The following is a 15,724-nucleotide window of genomic DNA, read 5'->3' as shown; positions in this document are numbered from 1 at the left end:
TGGATCGTGTGAGGGCCTCTCACGCGTACGGAGTCGTCGGTGCGCCGCCGCCGAGCACCGCGAGGATGTTGTCGACGGCGAGCCGTCCCATGGCCTGTCGGGTGGCGACCGTGGCGCTGCCCAGGTGCGGCGTCAGGACGGCACGTTCCTGCCGCAGCAGGGCCGCGTTCACCGCGGGCTCCTGGGTGTGGTGGTCGACGGCCGCACCGAGCAGCGCGCCGGTGTCGAGGGCCGCCGCCAGGGCGTCCTCGTCGACGACGCCCGCCGTCATGCTGACGAGGACGGCGCCCGGCGGCAGCAGCGCGAGCCGCTTCCCGTCGAGGAGCCCGCGGGTCCGCTCGGTCAGCGGGCAGCTGACGACCAGCAGCGAGGACTCGGCGAGGAGGTCGTCGAGCGGTCGCCAGGGGGCGCCCCCGCTCAGCTCGTCGGAGAGCGGGGTGCGGTTGTGGTAGGCGATGCGCAGTCCGAAGGCGCGGGCGCGGTGCGCCACCGCCCGGCCGATGGCGCCCATGCCGATGATGCCGAGGGGCCGTCCGGTCAGTTCCGCGCCGAGGAGGAAGTCGGGCGCCCAGTTCCAGGGCGTACCGGAGCGGACGATGCGCTCGCCCTCTCCGATGCGCCGCGCGGCGGCGAGCAGCAGGGCGACGGCGAGGTCCGCGGTGGACTGCGTCAGCACGCCCGGGGTGTTCGTCACGACGACACCGCGAGCGGCGCAGGCGGCCCGGTCGATGTTGTGCACGCCCACCGCATGGTTCGCGACGATCCGCAGGCTCGGGCCCGCCGTGTCGAGGAACTCCTCGTCGACCCGGTCGTCGAGGGTGGTGAGCACCGCCTCGGTGCCGGGCAGCGCGGCGAGCAGCTGCTCGCGGGGCATCACCTGGTCGCTGTCGTGGAGCACGGTGCGGTGGCGGCTCGTGAGCCGCTCGACGGTACCGGGCGCGAGACGCCGGGTGACCAGGACGGGCCGCGGGTCCTTCGGGGCCGTCAGCTCCATCGCCGGGTCTCCCCGAAGAAGCCGTCGATGGCCGTCGCCCGACCGGTCTCGACCGCGCGTCGGTGAATGTAGGAGCCGACGGCGAGGTCGAGGATTCCGAGTCCGAAGGGCGAGAAGATCCGCGGCTTGGTCGCGTCGGGCCGGATGTCGCCGCGGATGACGTCGGCGAGCACACCGTCGACGAAGTCGCGGTTGCCGGTGAGCTGTTCGGCCAGGTGCGGGGAGGTGTTCGCGGTGAGGCAGTGGTCGACGTCGTCCAGGATGTTGTGGGCGTTCAGGATGATCTCGGGGCCGATGTCCCGCAGGGAGACGTTGAGGACCACCTGACCGGGGGCGAAGGCGTCCGGCTCGGTGATGTACGGCTCGCCCGCCACCGTCGCCAGCACCACCACATCGGCGCCCTTCAGCGCCCCGCCCAGGTCGTCGTGGACGCTCGCCCCGTAGCCGAGGGCATCACGGGTGTGGGCGGCGAGGGATTCGGCGTAGGCGGGCACCTTGTCGTGCAGGGCGAAGTCACCGACCCGCCAGCCCTCCGCGGCGAAGAACTCGATGATGTTGCGCGCGATGATGCCGGAGCCGACCACCGCGATCTTCTCCGCTACGACCGACCCGAGCAGTTCGCGGGCGCCGAGGACCGCCGAGGCCGCTGTACGGGCCGCGCTGATCTGGGAGGCCTCCAGGCAGGCGAACGGGTAGCCGGTGGCGTAGTCGTTGAGCAGCAGGACGGCCGAGGCCCGGGGGATGTTGCTCTCGATGTTCTCGGGGAAGCTGCCGATCCATTTGATGCCGGCGACGTTGTCGTTGCCGCCCAGGTAGGCGGGCAGGGCGATGATGCGGGCGCTGGGCTTCTCCGGGAAGCGCAGGAAGTAGCTGTTGGGGTTGACCGAGTCGCCCTGGTGGTGGGCGAGGTAGGCGTCACGGACCACGGAGACGAGCTCGGACCGCGATGCGGCGATGATCTCTCGGGCCGTCGTACCGCCGACCACATTGAAATCGAACATGTGTCGCACTACTCCTGGGGTGAAAGGGGGGTCGGGGCTTCATCGGCCTCTTCGGCCGGGCTCGGGGTGGCGCCGGGAGCGTTGTCGGGCACCGTGATCACCGACAGCGCCTTCCGCACGTGAGCGAGTGCCTCTTCGAGCTCATCGGGAGAGTCCGCCACCAGCAGGACGTAGCCCGCGCGCTGCGCCGAGGAGGAGGCCGTACCGAGGACGTCGCCGGGTGCCACGCCGACCTCGGCGCGGAGGACGGCGGGGTGGGCCCGCACCTCGTCCAGGCCCTCGACCGCCACGACGGCGCCGGGGTCGGGGACGAGGAAGTGGCTGGCCGCGTAGCGGACGGGCCCCCGCGGCGGGGTGGGAAGCGGCAGGCCGACCGCGAGGCGGACCGCCATCTCGAACCAGTCGACGCCGTACGCGAGTGAGCACAGGTCGAGGAGATGGTCGCCCGGGGTGCGGACGGCGACCTCCATGACGGCGGGGCCGGACGCGGTCAGGCGGAACTCCAGGTGCACCACGCCCGTCCGCATGCCGATCGCGTCGACCACCGCCCGGCCGAGCCCGTCCACCCGGGCGGACTGCTCGGGCGTCAGCTGCGCGGCGACGCGATGGGTGACCTCGACGAAGTCCGGTGGGCCGGTGGTGTCCTTGGCGGTGACGTTGGCGGCCCAGACCTCACCGTCCCGGACGAGCGCCTCCCAGCTGTACTCGGGGCCCTGCGCGCACACCTCCACGAGCAGGGGTGTCTCCGCCGCGCGCCGTCGGGCCGCATCGTGGAAAGCTGCCCCGTCGGGCACGAGCTCCACGCCCGCGCTGCCCGCGGAGGACAGCGGTTTCACCACCACGGGGAATCGCTCGGCAGCCCACTCCCCCGCCTCCGCGAGGGCGCTGGTCAGGTGGTACGCGGGCTGGCCGATCCCGTGCTCCGGGAAGCGGCCGCGCTGAAGCGCCTTGTTCCGGGAGATCACGGCCGCCTCCAGGGAGGGGCCGGGCAGCCCGAACCGCTCCTGCACCAGGGCCGCCGCCAGGACATGCGACTCGGTGAAGGCGAGAACGCCGGCGGGACGCCGACGCCGTACGGCCGCGTAGGCCGCTTCCGCCCACAACTCGTCGAGCTCGCCGTACCGGCCCTGGCACACCTCCAGCTCGTCGACCAGGTCACGGACCTCGTCGGCCCGGGACTCGGCCTCGACGGCGCGCACGCGGAGGCCGAGCCTCCGCGCTGCCTCGACGTACGGCCGTCCCATCAGGCCGACGCCGATGAGCAGCAGCTCGTCCGCGGCGTGTGCGCTCATGACGCGGCCTCCCGCACGGTGTTCCAGGACCCGTCGAAGAACAGCAGAGGGCTGCCCGCCCCGAGCGGGCGCGCCTCGACCACGCTGCCCAGCACCAGGTAGTGATCGTCGCGGCGCAGGACCTCACGGACCCGGCAGTCGACGTAGCCGAGGGAGTCGGCGAGCACGGGCGCTCCGGTGGCCGCCGTGGTCGTCGCGACCCCGGCGAACCGGTCCGTTTCGGAACGCCAGAAGCGCTCGGCGGTCTCCCGCTGCTCCTCGCGCAGGAAACTGGCGGCGAAGGTACCGGCCCGCTCGATGTGCGGCCAGGTGCGTGACGTGGTGGCGATGCAGAACAGCACCGTGGGCGGAGCGAGGGAGACCGAGGTGAACGAGTTCACCAGGACTCCCACGGGACCCTCGGGCCCCTGAGCGGCGATGACGCCCACGCCGGTCGCGAAGCGGCCGAGGGTGCGCCGGAGTTCGGATTTGGCGGCATCGGAGGTGGCAGCGGATGCGGACGCGACCGCGGGGGCCGCGGCCGATACGGCGGCAGACATGTTGGGCTCCTTTGACTCCGGTGCACGCGGGTCCGCCGCGCGCACCGGACGGGACTCACTCGTAGGTGACGAACACCGAAGCGTCGAGCCCCTGATGGAAGCGTTCGGCGTCCGGGTAGTCGCCGTGGTGCGAGAGGACGAAGCCGGGGTACCCGGAGTACTCCGGGTAGGGCAGGACCCGGTCGCCCGGGTGCAACAGCTGGATGACGCGGTCCACGCGGGGATCGTCGGCGGCCTCGGTGAGGCCTTCGATGTCCGCGATACGCCCCGACCCGCCGACCGGCACGAAGTACATGGCGCCGACGCCGGGCCGCACGACGGGCCTGCTCCAGCTCACCGGCTCCCGGCCCATGGCGATCCGGAAGGTCTCCCCCGCGAAGTCGACGCCGGTGACCGACTCCACGATGTGATGCGAGCCGCCGGAGGCACCGACCCGGGCGCCCATCTCCAGGAGGTACGCCTTGTCGCCGCGCAGGCGCAGTTCGGCGTGGGTGGGCCCGTCGGTGACTCCCAGGGCGCGATGGGCCGCGGTGACCTGCTCGGTGATGGACCGCTCGACCGCCGGCGTCAGGGGTGCGGGCGCGCGGTAGACGGTCTCCTCGAAGTACGGGCCCTCGGGGCGCCCCTTGTAGCCGATCGTGTGGATGCGTGTCTCGCCGCCGTACGACAGGGACTCCACGCAGTACTCGTCGCCGTCGAGATACTCCTCCACGACGAGTCCCTCGAACGCCGCGGAGTCCTTGCCGTAGCCCAGGTGGCGGCTGCACACCTCCCAGACGGACGACACGGCGTCCTCCAGGTCGTCCCGGGAATCGACGCGGGTCACGCCGAGGCTGGTGAAGCCGCCGGCGGGCTTGACGACGACCGGGAAGTCGAGGTCTGCGGCGAGCTTCCACTCCTCAGGACTCGAAAGAGCGGCGTACGCAGGGGTGTTCAGCCCGGCCTTCTCGATCCGGCGGCGCATCTCGCGCTTGTCCCGCACGGCCACCGAGGCGTCCTCGCTCAGCCCGGGCAGGCCGAGCGACCTGGCGGCCTTGGCGGTGAAGGGCACCGCCACGTCGAGCGCGGTGACCAAGGCGGCGAGGGGCCGCTCGCGGTGCAGTTCCTCCAGGGCGGCGAGCGATCCCGCCTCGTCCCCGAAGATGTCGAGCGGAAGGGCGCGGACCACGGCCGGGGGAAGCTCGGCCGGCAGCGCCTCGTCGGGGCGGGGGTCGGGGCGATGGATCAGCACCACGTCCACGCCGGCCCGCTCGGCGCCCTCGAACATCCAGGGCATACCCGGTCGTTGGTACACCAGGGCCACCAGGGGGCGATCGCTCACAGCGTTCTCTCCTCGTACTCGTTCATGGGGGTCACTGAGCCGGGGCGGACTGCGGGTGCCCTGCCAGCTCGATCCGGAAGTCGGCCATCAGCCGCCGCATGTCCGCCTCCGCCCCGGACTCGGAGTCGTGGACGACGATGAACCGACCGCTCTGCAGCGAGTCGTAGCCACCGCTCGCCTCCAGCACCTGCCCCTGTGCGGGCACCAGTTCGCGCCAGACGGAGTTCACGGAGGCACGCATCGACGAGGACGTGACCACTTCCGCGGGCAGGTGCTGCGGCTTCGGCATGATCAGCCAGCCGCCCGAGGGGTCGCCGTCCTTCGGCGCCACCGCGGGCAGGGGGTCGCCGGACAGGTGCCGCAGCCACAGCTCGAAGAGGTTGACGCCGAACAGCTTGTGGATCACATAGGGCACTTCGCTCCCACCGACGCGTCCCGCGACTTCGAGGAACACGAGCTCCTGGGCCGGCGTGACGAACAGCTCCAGATGGAAGGGCATGCCTCGCATGTCCAGGGCGCCGACGCAGTCCCGCGCGAAGTCCTCGATACGGTCACGCAGCGCCGAGCTCTGCATGACGACGGAGCCCAGCGGGGTGCCGTTCTGGAAGGAGAGGCAGTCGTTCAGATAGCGCGAGACGACCTGGAAGACGACTTTGCCGTCGGCGTCCGCGAACCCGTCGACGTGGTGGACGGTGCCGGAGATGAACTCCTCGATCTCGGTGCCGTGCAGCGACTGCCCGGCCCAGAGCGCACGCAGCTCCTCCTCGTCGGCGACGCGGTGGACGCCGATGCTGCCCGCGCCGTCGACGGGCTTGACGATCACGGGGTAGCCGCAGGAACGCGCGAAGGAAACGGTCTGCTCGACGTCCTCGCAGGGCGCGAACCGCGGGGTGCGCAGCCCGGCCGCGGCCAGCAGCTCCTTCATCCTGACCTTGTTCCGGTACACGGCGACGTCCTCGGGCGTGGGACCGGGAATGCCGTGTGCCTGCCGCACCCGCGCGACGGTGTCGAGGGTGAACTCGGAGAGGGTGAGAATCCGGTCGACGGGGCGTCCGACCTCGTCGACGACCGTGGCGACGGCCGCGCTCACCTCGTCGAAGGAGCTGATGTCCGCCACCACGACCTGCGCCGCGATCTGCTCCCGCGCGGCCCGCACACCGGTCGCGCCGGCCGGGTCGACCACGTAGCTGACCTGGTGTGCGGTGTGGTCCACGAACTCCTCGTACCGGGTGAGTTCGTGGTCCCAGCGCACACCGTCGGTGAACCTGGGCCAGCGGTTGACGATGACTATGTGCATGGGGTGCTCCGTAGGACGCGAGAGTCTGGGGGGATCAGTCGGCGACGGCTTCGACGAGGCGCTTCTCGTCCTCCTTGGCCGCGATGGCCCGGGCGAACCCGCGGATGGTCAGCGGCAGTACCGCCAGGCCGTACAGCCCCAGAATCACGGCGAGGATGCCGACGAGCCGCTGAGGGCCCACCGAGGTGCCGGCGACGGCGATCAACAGTCCACCGACCGGGTAGGACAAGGTGTTGAGCAGGTAGAACGGGCCCATCACCTTGCCGAGGTGATCGGCGGGGATGACTTTGACGCGCTGTGTCCGGTTGAAGATGTTGAAGTAGGCCACACCCATCAGGGCCGCCACGTACGCCGTCGCGTAGACGGCGTACGACGGGGCCGCGGCGAGGCCGAGCAGCGCCGAGGTGAGCACGGTGAACCCGAAGACTCCGAGGGCCTTGACGTCGAAGCGGTTCAACAGCCACGGCACGAGCATCAGGTTCACCAGGCCGGTCACCCCGACCAGCGTGTTCAGCAGGGCGAACGATGACTCGGGTGCGTCGAACACCCCGGTGACCACGGCCGCGTTGACGCTCAGCGCGGTGGCGAACGCCAGGTTGATGGCGAAGTTGACGCTGACGAGCAGGACGACCGGCTTGTTGCCGGCAAGCAGCGACCAGCCCAGGCGCAGCTCGCCCAGGGTCCTGGCCACGCTGCCCGTACCGGGCTGCCGTACGCCTCGCGGCAGGGGCAGCCAGCACAGGGCGGCCAGGACGAACAGGACGGCCGAGATGGCGAGCAGCCACAGCTTGCCGATCACCAGGGCGGCGACGAGGCCCAGCCCCGGGCCGATCGCCATGGCCAGGAGCTCCATGTTCTGCACGAGCGACTGCATGCGCGGGATCCGCTCGCCCTCGGCGAGCAGCAGGACGCCCTTCTCGACGGACAGCCGGATCGGCGCCATCAGAAGCGACATGAACACCGCACTGGTCATCAGCGCGGCCGTGGTCCAGGACGGCATCGCCGCACAGAGGATGAGCACGACCGCGAGGACGAGGGCCCGCAGGGCGTTGACCCGGGAGAACAGCCGGGGCCCGCCGTCACGGTCGGCCAGAATCCCGGCGAACGGGAAGGCCAGCAGGCCGGGCAGCCATTCGAGGGCGAACGCCAACCCGAGGACGGAGAGGTTCCCGGTTTCCTGGAACAACATCAGCGGAACGCTGAACAGCACCACTTGTTCCGCCACCAGGCCCATGAGGACACCGGCTCCGAAGAGCGACGTGCGCCCACGTCCACCGCGATCCATCAGGCCACCTGGCCCGGTGCTCCCACAGTGGTGTCCAGGGCCGCGAGGCGGGCCTCGCGCGCCCGGACGAGGGGGAGGACGTTCCCGTAGAAGATCCGCATCTCCTCGCGCGAGGGCCAGCCGGAGAAGATGAACTCGCTCACGCCGGCGGCCTTGTACTCCATGATGTAGTCGGCGACCTCCTCGTAGCTGCCGACGATGCACAGCGCGGGACCGCCCCGGTAGGCGACGGCGCCGGTCCACAGATACGGCGAGAGCCAGTCGTCACCGGAGGTGTCGGCCAGCCGGAAGGAGTTCTTCACCGCTTCCGAGTCGCAGTTGGCGACGAAGTCGGCGATCCACTTGCGGTGCTTCTCGTCGGGCTCACGCATCATCTCGGCGACCTGGGCGAGGGCCTCCTCACGGGTGGCGCGAGCCAGGACCTGCATCCGCAGGCCGACCTCGCAGCCCTGCTCCAGAACGGGCTGCGCCGCCTTGGCCATCTCGGCGGGAGTGTCGGCGTATCGCAGCCAGCAGTCGCCGTGCTCGACCGCCGTGGCCTGGGCGACACCGGACGCGCCGCTGATGTAGATCCGGGGCCGGCCGCCGCCCTTGTGACGGAGCCCCAGCTGGGCGTCCTTGATCTGGTAGTGCTTGCCCTCGAACGTCACCGGGCCGTTCTCCGACCACAGCTCGTGCAGGATCTCCAGGAACTCCCCGGCCCGCTCGTAGCGTTCGTCGTGCTTCAGGAAGTCGCCGTAGTACGCCTGCTCCGCCGGGGAGATGCCCGCGACCAGGTTGAGGCTGATCCGGTTGTCGGACATCCACGAGACGGTGTTGACCACCTGGGTGAACAGCGTGGGCGACAGCAGCCCCGGCCGGTAGGCGAGCAGCAGCTTGATGCGGTCCGTGAGGTGCGACAGCGCCCCGAGCATGGGCAGCGGGTCCGGCATGTGGTAGCTGATCGCCATCAGCAGGGAGTCGACACCGAGTTCCTCCGCCTCCTTGACGAAGGACAGGATCTCGTCGAAGTCCAGACTGCCCGCGTCGTACTGCCCGGATGCCTTCTTCTGGCCGCTTTCCAGCGGCGAGCACCAGTGGAAGCGCAATTCACTCACGTGAGACCTCTGTCGAATGTCGATTGCAGTATCTGGATCCGGCACGCGGCATCCGCCGCGCCGCACGGGTAACCCGGAGATCCGCCGCCCGGGACGGTGACCGTCCCGGGCGGCGGGGACCGGTACTCAGGCAGCCCTACGAACCCGCCGGGCTGTAACCCCACCCCGTGTCCACGGTCTGCGTGAGCGCGCGGGCGCGCCCATTCGAAGCGTTCTTCCTACCCACCGGCCATCCCCAACCCGTGTCCACCGCGTGACCGGTCGGCGGCATTGTCACTGAGGTCGCAGTGACATAGGAAAGGAAATTCTGGAGGTCCCCGTTAAGCATTTCAGATCCTTTGGAACTCTGGTCTGTGATGCGCGCAGCCCGAGCTCGCACGCATCCGGCTCAACTCCATACTGGCTCGCATGGTGGACGGTTTTCCAGCAAGAAGGGTGGCGTGAGTTAGCCTGGCGCAACACACCTGCAGAATATAAGGAATGAAACGGGCGCACGCGGATAAACCAGAAGCAATGATTCACCATCTGCCCGACGGGATCGCGGCCTCGACGGCCGCTCGGCGCACGCCGTACGCCGTACGCCTTCCGAAGGGACTGCGGTTCATGACGGCGGCCGACCAGGAACGCCGTACCCGCGAAACTCCGGACCACTCACGCTCGGCGACGGCGGTTACCGGGAATGGCTCATCCGTTGTTCTCCCGCGGTCCGCGGTGCTTGTACCTCTCGGGCCGAAGCGTCGTCGAGCAGGCCTCCGCTGCCGATCAGATATCCGGCTTCGAAACGGCTCCTGGCACCGAGCGTCTCGATGATCCTCGACACGCGGCGCTGAGAGGTCCGCAGCGACATGCCGAGCTTGCGGGCGATTCCCCGGTCGTCCATCCCCTCCGCCAGCAGCCGCAGAATGGCCTGGTCCAGGTCCTTCGACACCGACCGCATCTTCTCGCGACCCGACGCCGCTTCGACGGGTTCGGCGTTCAGCCAGATGAGATCGAAGGCCGCGACGGCGAAGCGCACGGTGCTCGGCTCCCTGATGACCACCGCCCCCTCCGGATCCTCGGCGTAGGAGATGATCGCCAGCTTCCGGTCGAAGATGATCAGACGCATGAAGTCGACGCTCGTCGTCCGGACCTCACCGCCGAGCCCGGTGAGCCGCTCGGCGTAGGCCTCGGCCGGCCCGTCGAAGAGGGCGGTGTGCTGGTACAGGGTGCGCATCCGGACGCCCCGGCGCAGCATGTCCTCGTCGCGCTCGATGGCCTCGGCCAGGACTTCGACCCGCCGCCCGCCGCCGGGCTGGGCGGCCAGCACTTCCTCGCGGCACTCCGCCGCCTCCTTGGCCAGGAGGGAGCGCACCGATGCGACATCGTCGAGCACCTCGAATGCCCCGCTCCTGCGCTTCCAGGCAGAGCTGTCCTGATAAATGGGACTCAGCGTCTCCAGGTCCCGCCGAATGAGTCCGACGGCTTCGGCCCGCCTGCGCAGTTCGTTCTCGAGCGGGTACAGGGACAGCATTCGCGCCGATTCGGGACCGGCCGCCGCATAGCCGCCCTCCTTGCACGGAGAGGGCCGCAGAAGTCCAAGCGTCAACAATCGCAGAACGGACTCCCTCGCCGTTTCCGCGTCGATACCGAGCTCCTCGGCCACGCCCTGCTCGTCGAACCGGCGGCAATCGACCGCATAGGTGTAGACCTGCAGATCCAAGGGCTGAAGCCTCAGGCTCGACAACATGTCCCATTCAGGGGGATTCAATCCCTTTTGCATTCGCGTCGTATTCACGCCAGGTTCAAACATGATCCCCAACATACCTGTGCCCTTCTTCCCGCCGATGGGAAGATCAACCTGATATTCTCCTCCGGATTCGCCGAGCCGGGAGGTATTCTCCTGGCGCTTCCCTTCTCGGCTTGCGCGCCTGTACCACGCGCCGTTGCTCGACCGCAGCAACACGGGAGCGTCGCAACACACCGCTCCCTCAGAAGGTGAACACGGGTATGAACGTCCTGCTGCTGCATGTCATGAAGAACGTCCTGCCGGACCGCATACGAACGGCGGAGGCCATCGATCACCTGACCGTGATCACGGAACCAGGACATGTGCAGAGCTACGGTCCGGACGTCGATGTACGACTCGTGGACAGTGTTCAGAACATCGACGCCATGCGGCGGGAACTGCTCGCCGTCCTCCGGGAACGTCCCATCGACCGGATCTTCTCGCCCTTCGAGCTCGGTCAGGGCGCGGCAGGCTATCTCCGTTCGCACTTCGGGATTCCCGGGCAGAGTTACGACGTCGCGAACAACTTCTCCAACAAGTACGCGATGAAGCAGCGGATGGCGGCGGGCGGGCTTCCGGTGGCCGGCTTCCGGATCGCCCCCGCACTGCACCACGTCCCCGAGGCGGCCGCCGAGCTCGGCTGGCCCGTGGTCGTCAAGCCGATGATCGGCGGCGGCTCCATCAACGTCTGCTTCTTCGACGGGCCGGAGCAGTTCGAGCAGTTCAGCCGGACTCCGGCCGCGGACCGCATCAGGGCGCTGCCGGTGCCGCTGGTGGTCGAGCAGTTCGTCCCGATGACCGGCGAGTGCCATCTGGACGGGGTCGTCGAGGACGGCAAGGTCGTCTTCGCCGCCTCGTCGCGCTATCTCGTACCCGTCCTCGAACGGGACACCACCTTCGGTTCCTCCATCCTGCCCCCCGGCGACCCCGTGCGCAGCCGCATGGAGGAGATGCACGAGCAGAGCGTCCGCAGCCTCGGACTGGAGTCCGGCGTCACGCACATGGAGTTCTTCGAGACCCCCGACGGCCTGATCGCGGGCGAGATCGCCTGCCGCCCGGCCGGCGGAGGCATCCCGGAAGCCGTGCGGCTGCATACCGGTGTCGACCTGTGGCAGGCCTCGCTGGAGCTCGCCCTCGGGCTCAGCCCCCGGCTCGATCCGACCTCCGAGGAGGGCGTGCTCGCGCACTGCTATCTCCCGGTGTCCCCCGGCCGCATCGTCACCCAGACACCGGCGGAGGAGCTCGAAGCCCTGCCCTCCGTGGTCCAGGTCGACGTGATCCGCAAGAAGGGCGAGGTGGTGCCCGATCACCTCAACTCCGCTGCGGCGAGCTGCCTGGTGTACCTGCGGGTGGACCGGCCCGAGGACGTCGATGAAGCGGTACGCCGGGTCTATCGGACCTACGAGATCGAGGTCGTGGCCGAAGGCGCCTGAGCCTCTCGCAGCCCGACAGGCCGTCAACCCACCGACCCCACCGGAGACCCTGTGCGTGAGACGCTGGCCCTCGTCCGCCGAACCCCTGGCTGCATGCTGCTGCTCCTCGGGAACTTCTGCATCACCGTGGGCAGCAGCATCGTGCTTCCGTACCTGGCCATCTATCTGGTGCACGAGCACGGGATGTCCCCGTGGGCGGTCGGCATGGCGTTCACCGTGCGGCTGTGGGCGCAGTTCGGCCTGATGGTGGTGGGCGGGGCGGTGTCCGACCGGCTGGGCCCGATGAACACGATGTGTCTCGGCCTGGTCCTGCGCGGGGCGTCCTACGTCCTCCTCGCCGGGCTCTCCTCCAGCATCGCGGTGATCGCGGCCTGCGGGCTGCTCGGCCTCGGCAGCGCCCTCTACATCCCGGCCGGGAAAGCCGCGCTTGCCGGCCTCGTCGGTGATCCGTCGAAGACCGCCTCGGTCTTCGCGCTGCGCAGTGCGACGAACAACGCCGGCCTGGCGATCGGCCCGCTGGTCGGCGGCGTGCTCCTGCTCGGGAACCCCTCCATCGGCCTCGCCGCCACATCGCTCGTCTTCTTCGCCCTCGCACTGGCCTTCTGGCGGGTCCGAGGGCGCCTGGCCTCCCCCCGCCCGGCAAGCGGGATGGACGCGAAGACCCGCGGGGCGGACGGACGACGGTCCTCGCTCCGGGAGATCCCGGCACTCCTGCGGCACAATCCGCGCATGCGGTGGGTCGTACTGACCGCCATGGCCTTCGGGTTCTGCTACGTACAGGTCGAGTACGCGCTGCCGGTCACGGTGGCGGAGCATCAGAGTGCGGGCTTCGTCGGAGTGTTGTTCACCGTGAACGCGGTCTCTGTCGTGGCCCTCCAGTTCCTGGTCACCGGGCCGATGGGCAACATCGCCAACTCGGCGCTCGTCATATCCGGCGGACTCATCGCCATGGCGGCGGGCTTCGGACTCCTCGGGTTCGGCTCCATGGGCGCACTGGTGGCCGGGGTCGTCCTGTTCTCGCTCGGCGAAGTGATCGTGGACCCCCGACTGGACGGCGAGGTCGCCGGGGCGGTGGACGCGGAACACCGCGGCGCGGCCTTCGGCCTGGTCGGGATGTGTATCGCCGTCGGAGGTACGGGGGCGAACGCCGCGGCATCCGCACTCGCGGGCGCCGACCGGCTCGGCGACGGCTACTGGCTCCTCATGATGGGCGGGGCCGCCGCGCTCTCGCTCCTCGTCCTCGCCGGCGCACCACGCAGGCGGGTCCGGCAGCCCGAGCACGCGTCATCGGTGACGCGGTGACCGGCGCCCGCCCGTAGCCGCGGTCGTTCCGCGGTGCGGGACAGCGGCCCCGGGGGCGTCCTGCCGATCAGAGGCGGACGCCCCCAGCACGCCCGACGAGGCCAGCAGATAGCCGAGATGCGTTCGGTTCCTGGCCCCGAGCTCCTTCATCATCTTGGCGATGTGCCCCCGGCAGCTGCGCTCACTGATGCCCAGACTCCGCGCGATGGTCGCGTCCTTGTCCTCGTGCAGCAGCAACCGTGCGATCGCCAGCTGCATCTCGGGGACGATCTTTCCGTCGGTGCGGCTCTCGTACGCCGAACTGAACGGCTCAGCCAGCTGCCAGGCGCGTTCGAACGCCCCGGTGAGGAAGGAGACGACCGCCTGGTGGCGTACGACCACGGCGGTGCTCCTGTCCTCCGGGTCAGGTATGAAGGCAACCCGCTGGTCGAAGACGATGAGCCGGGCGAAGAACTGGTCCAGTGTGCGGACCTGCCCGCCGAGCGTCGACACGTCCCGCACGTAGGCCTGGGTGGGGGCGTTGAAGCGCGCCGTGTGCTGATAGAGAGTCCGCATCCTGACCCCGCGCTCCAGCAGCGCCTTGTCCCGGGGCAGCGCCTGTTCGAGGACCTCGCGATCACGCGGCCCCCCGGGCTGCGCGGTCAGCACCTCCCGCTCGCACTGGCGCGTGGCGAGATCCAGCGTCGCATTGATCCGGCCCAACCCGCTGATCACGCTCAACCACGTGTCCGGGCGCCGACGGTCCTCCACGGACTCACGGGCCGATGAGGCCTGTTCCAGGACCTCATCGAGCGTCCGCAACCGCTCGGCCATCTCACGGACCTCGCGTTTCACACGGTCCAGGGGGTCGTCCCCCCGGACCGTGCCATCGGGAAGGCCAGACCTTTCACCACTCACGAATCCCCCGTTCGCCTGCACTGCCCTCCTAATCAGGCAGTGCATAAACATGATCACTCACAGGGGTACCTCGGTCCTCCATCGGCAGGCAATATTGCGGCAGGACGCGGCGAGAGCCGCATGACTTCCGTCTCCCCTCCCGATGTCGGCGAACTCTTGCTTCGCTCGCCCGGAGGCTTCCCCCGCCCCTCGTCTCGAATTGCCTCGATGCTCTACGACACCGCACACGCACGTCGAGAAGCAGCCTCCGGCAACCACTCCGGACTGCGGCTCGAACCCTTCCAAGGCGTCTTCCGCAACCCGGCGGACCCCGGCGGGGCAGCCCGGTTCATCGCTACATCCACGCAGGTGGCCAGGGCTGCCGACGCGCCCTCGGGCGCGGTGGCCGGACACGGTCTCCATCAGGTGCTCGGACTGGCCCTGCCGTCCGGCGGCTCCGACTACGTGGACAGCGGCCGGCTGATGCGCAGTTGGCTGTCCTCCGGCTTCCTGCTCACCGGCGATCGCCCCGCACTCTATGTGCACGAGGAGAAGAGCGCCGACGGGAAGCTCCAGCGGGGACTGATCGGAGCGCTCCGCGTCGGGCCTCCCACCACGAGTGCGGTGTACCCGCACGAAGACGTCCTGCCCCATGTCGTCGACCGCTGCCGGAACATGCTCCGTGGACTCCGGGCCGACCTGGAACCGCTGACCCTCCGGTACCACGGAGAGGGTGCCGCTTCCGACGTGGTGGACCTCACGACCGAACAACCACCGCTCCTGGAGGCGGCCACCGAGTGCGGCGCCCTGCATCGCGTCTGGGAGCTGACCGCGCCGGACGGGCTGGAGACCGTACGCCACGAACTCGCACGCAGCCGCGCCGTCATCGCCGACGGCCACCACCGGTTCTCCGCGCAGCTGGCACTGCGCGACCTCCAGCGGGCGGCCGGTGAAACACCCGGCTTCTGGGAGCACGGTCTGGCCCTCCTGGTCGACTCCCGGAGGTATCCCCTCTCACCGGCCGCCTTCCACCGGGTGGTGCACGGAGTCCCGCTGGGAGCGGCCGTGGACCGGCTGCTCCCCGACTATCCGCTCGAACCGTGCGAGGGCACACTGTCCGACGCTCTCGGCCTGCTGGCCGCACGGCGGAGCGGGCCCGTGGCGCTCCTCAGCGACGGGGACCGGCACCACCTGGTGGGACTCGCACGGGCCCGGCCGGCCACCGCGTACCCGGGCCGGCCCACCGACGTGGAGCTGATCGTCGGTGGCCTGCTCCCCGACGCGGTCGGTGAGGCCGCCGCCGCCAACGCCGCATGCGTCGACTCGGTCCCGAACGCCATCGCGACAGCGGCCGCGTCGGGCGGCTTCGCCGTACTGCTCAACCCCCTCGACGAGTCGGCCATCTGGGCAGCGGCGACCGATGGCCGTCGACTGCCCAAGAAGTCCACGAACTTCCCCCTCAAGCCACCGCTCGGACTCGTGATGCGGATGGACCCGCACCGATCGTCGAGCTGACCCCACC

General features: G+C 69.8%; 13 protein-coding genes. 3 read left to right on the top strand and 10 right to left on the bottom strand.

Annotation, left to right across the window (positions count from 1 at the left end; translation table 11 throughout):
* Positions 1–19 precede the first annotated feature (19 nt).
* The 9 genes from CCZ36_RS19515 to CCZ36_RS19475 form a co-directional block, all read right to left on the bottom strand.
* Positions 20–994 carry a 2-hydroxyacid dehydrogenase gene (locus CCZ36_RS19515; RefSeq protein WP_128818236.1) on the bottom strand — a complete coding sequence of 325 codons (975 nt, stop codon included), beginning with the start codon at positions 992–994 and terminating at the stop codon, positions 20–22.
* Entirely contained in the window at positions 985–1,995 is a 1,011-nt protein-coding gene (gene sbnB, locus CCZ36_RS19510; RefSeq protein WP_128818235.1) for a 2,3-diaminopropionate biosynthesis protein SbnB, read from the bottom strand. The genes CCZ36_RS19515 and sbnB overlap by 10 nt, the downstream gene beginning before the upstream one ends.
* An 8-nt stretch (positions 1,996–2,003) precedes the next feature.
* Positions 2,004–3,287, bottom strand: coding sequence for an ATP-grasp domain-containing protein (locus CCZ36_RS19505; protein WP_128818234.1), 1,284 nt, complete (start codon positions 3,285–3,287; stop codon positions 2,004–2,006).
* Entirely contained in the window at positions 3,284–3,826 is a 543-nt protein-coding gene (locus tag CCZ36_RS19500; RefSeq protein WP_069735466.1) for a flavin reductase family protein, read from the bottom strand. Before CCZ36_RS19500 ends, CCZ36_RS19505 begins: the two co-directional genes overlap by 4 nt.
* A gap of 55 nt (positions 3,827–3,881) precedes the next feature.
* Positions 3,882–5,147 carry an ATP-grasp domain-containing protein gene (locus CCZ36_RS19495; protein WP_237302704.1) on the bottom strand — a complete coding sequence of 422 codons (1,266 nt, stop codon included), beginning with the start codon at positions 5,145–5,147 and terminating at the stop codon, positions 3,882–3,884.
* Positions 5,148–5,178: 31 nt separating this feature from the next.
* Positions 5,179–6,444, bottom strand: a complete 1,266-nt coding sequence (locus CCZ36_RS19490) for an ATP-grasp domain-containing protein (protein WP_128818233.1) — start codon at positions 6,442–6,444, stop codon at positions 5,179–5,181.
* A gap of 34 nt (positions 6,445–6,478) precedes the next feature.
* A complete protein-coding gene (locus CCZ36_RS19485; RefSeq protein WP_069735468.1) occupies positions 6,479–7,729 on the bottom strand; it encodes an MFS transporter in 1,251 nt (416 codons plus the stop codon).
* Complete coding sequence (locus CCZ36_RS19480; RefSeq protein WP_128818232.1) at positions 7,729–8,826, bottom strand: LLM class flavin-dependent oxidoreductase; 1,098 nt, start codon at positions 8,824–8,826, stop codon at positions 7,729–7,731. Before CCZ36_RS19480 ends, CCZ36_RS19485 begins: the two co-directional genes overlap by 1 nt.
* Positions 8,827–9,496: 670 nt before the next feature.
* On the bottom strand, positions 9,497–10,615 hold the full coding sequence (locus CCZ36_RS19475) for a helix-turn-helix transcriptional regulator (RefSeq protein ID WP_128818231.1): 1,119 nt from the start codon (positions 10,613–10,615) through the stop codon (positions 9,497–9,499).
* 197 nt (positions 10,616–10,812) lie between these two features.
* Between CCZ36_RS19475 and CCZ36_RS19470 the strand changes: the two genes are divergently transcribed.
* Together CCZ36_RS19470 and CCZ36_RS19465 are read left to right on the top strand one after the other, a co-directional pair.
* The gene (locus CCZ36_RS19470; protein ID WP_069735471.1) at positions 10,813–12,024 is read left to right on the top strand and encodes an ATP-grasp domain-containing protein; all 1,212 of its coding nucleotides are present in this window, start codon (positions 10,813–10,815) and stop codon (positions 12,022–12,024) included.
* A 51-nt stretch (positions 12,025–12,075) separates the two neighbouring features.
* Positions 12,076–13,326, top strand: a complete 1,251-nt coding sequence (locus tag CCZ36_RS19465; protein WP_128818230.1) for an MFS transporter — start codon at positions 12,076–12,078, stop codon at positions 13,324–13,326.
* Here the strand turns inward: CCZ36_RS19465 and CCZ36_RS19460 are convergent.
* Positions 13,309–14,160, bottom strand: coding sequence for a LuxR C-terminal-related transcriptional regulator (locus tag CCZ36_RS19460; protein WP_164873528.1), 852 nt, complete (start codon positions 14,158–14,160; stop codon positions 13,309–13,311). The two genes, CCZ36_RS19465 and CCZ36_RS19460, sit on opposite strands and share 18 nt — an antisense overlap.
* A 270-nt stretch (positions 14,161–14,430) precedes the next feature.
* Between CCZ36_RS19460 and CCZ36_RS19455 the strand changes: the two genes are divergently transcribed.
* Positions 14,431–15,717, top strand: a complete 1,287-nt coding sequence (locus CCZ36_RS19455) for a DUF1015 family protein (RefSeq protein WP_069735474.1) — start codon at positions 14,431–14,433, stop codon at positions 15,715–15,717.
* Positions 15,718–15,724: the final 7 nt, after the last annotated feature.

Source organism: Streptomyces sp. S063 (assembly GCF_002832675.1).
Taxonomy (GTDB): Bacteria; Actinomycetota; Actinomycetes; order Streptomycetales; family Streptomycetaceae; genus Streptomyces; species Streptomyces sindenensis.
The sequence above is the reverse complement of the archived record's forward strand: the minus strand, read 5'-3'. Positions and strand labels throughout refer to the sequence as shown.

Excerpts from the sequence above, each read along its gene's own strand:
- CCZ36_RS19470 (WP_069735471.1), top strand. The coding sequence starts at position 10,813 with ATGAACGTCCTGCTGCTGCATGTCATGAAGAACGTCCTGCCGGACCGC.
- CCZ36_RS19505 (WP_128818234.1), bottom strand. The coding sequence starts at position 3,287 with ATGAGCGCACACGCCGCGGACGAGCTGCTGCTCATCGGCGTCGGCCTG.
- CCZ36_RS19515 (WP_128818236.1), bottom strand. The coding sequence starts at position 994 with ATGGAGCTGACGGCCCCGAAGGACCCGCGGCCCGTCCTGGTCACCCGG.
- CCZ36_RS19490 (WP_128818233.1), bottom strand. The coding sequence starts at position 6,444 with ATGCACATAGTCATCGTCAACCGCTGGCCCAGGTTCACCGACGGTGTG.
- CCZ36_RS19455 (WP_069735474.1), top strand. The coding sequence starts at position 14,431 with ATGCTCTACGACACCGCACACGCACGTCGAGAAGCAGCCTCCGGCAAC.
- CCZ36_RS19475 (WP_128818231.1), bottom strand. The coding sequence starts at position 10,615 with ATGTTTGAACCTGGCGTGAATACGACGCGAATGCAAAAGGGATTGAAT.
- sbnB (WP_128818235.1), bottom strand. The coding sequence starts at position 1,995 with ATGTTCGATTTCAATGTGGTCGGCGGTACGACGGCCCGAGAGATCATC.
- CCZ36_RS19500 (WP_069735466.1), bottom strand. The coding sequence starts at position 3,826 with ATGTCTGCCGCCGTATCGGCCGCGGCCCCCGCGGTCGCGTCCGCATCC.
- CCZ36_RS19485 (WP_069735468.1), bottom strand. The coding sequence starts at position 7,729 with ATGGATCGCGGTGGACGTGGGCGCACGTCGCTCTTCGGAGCCGGTGTC.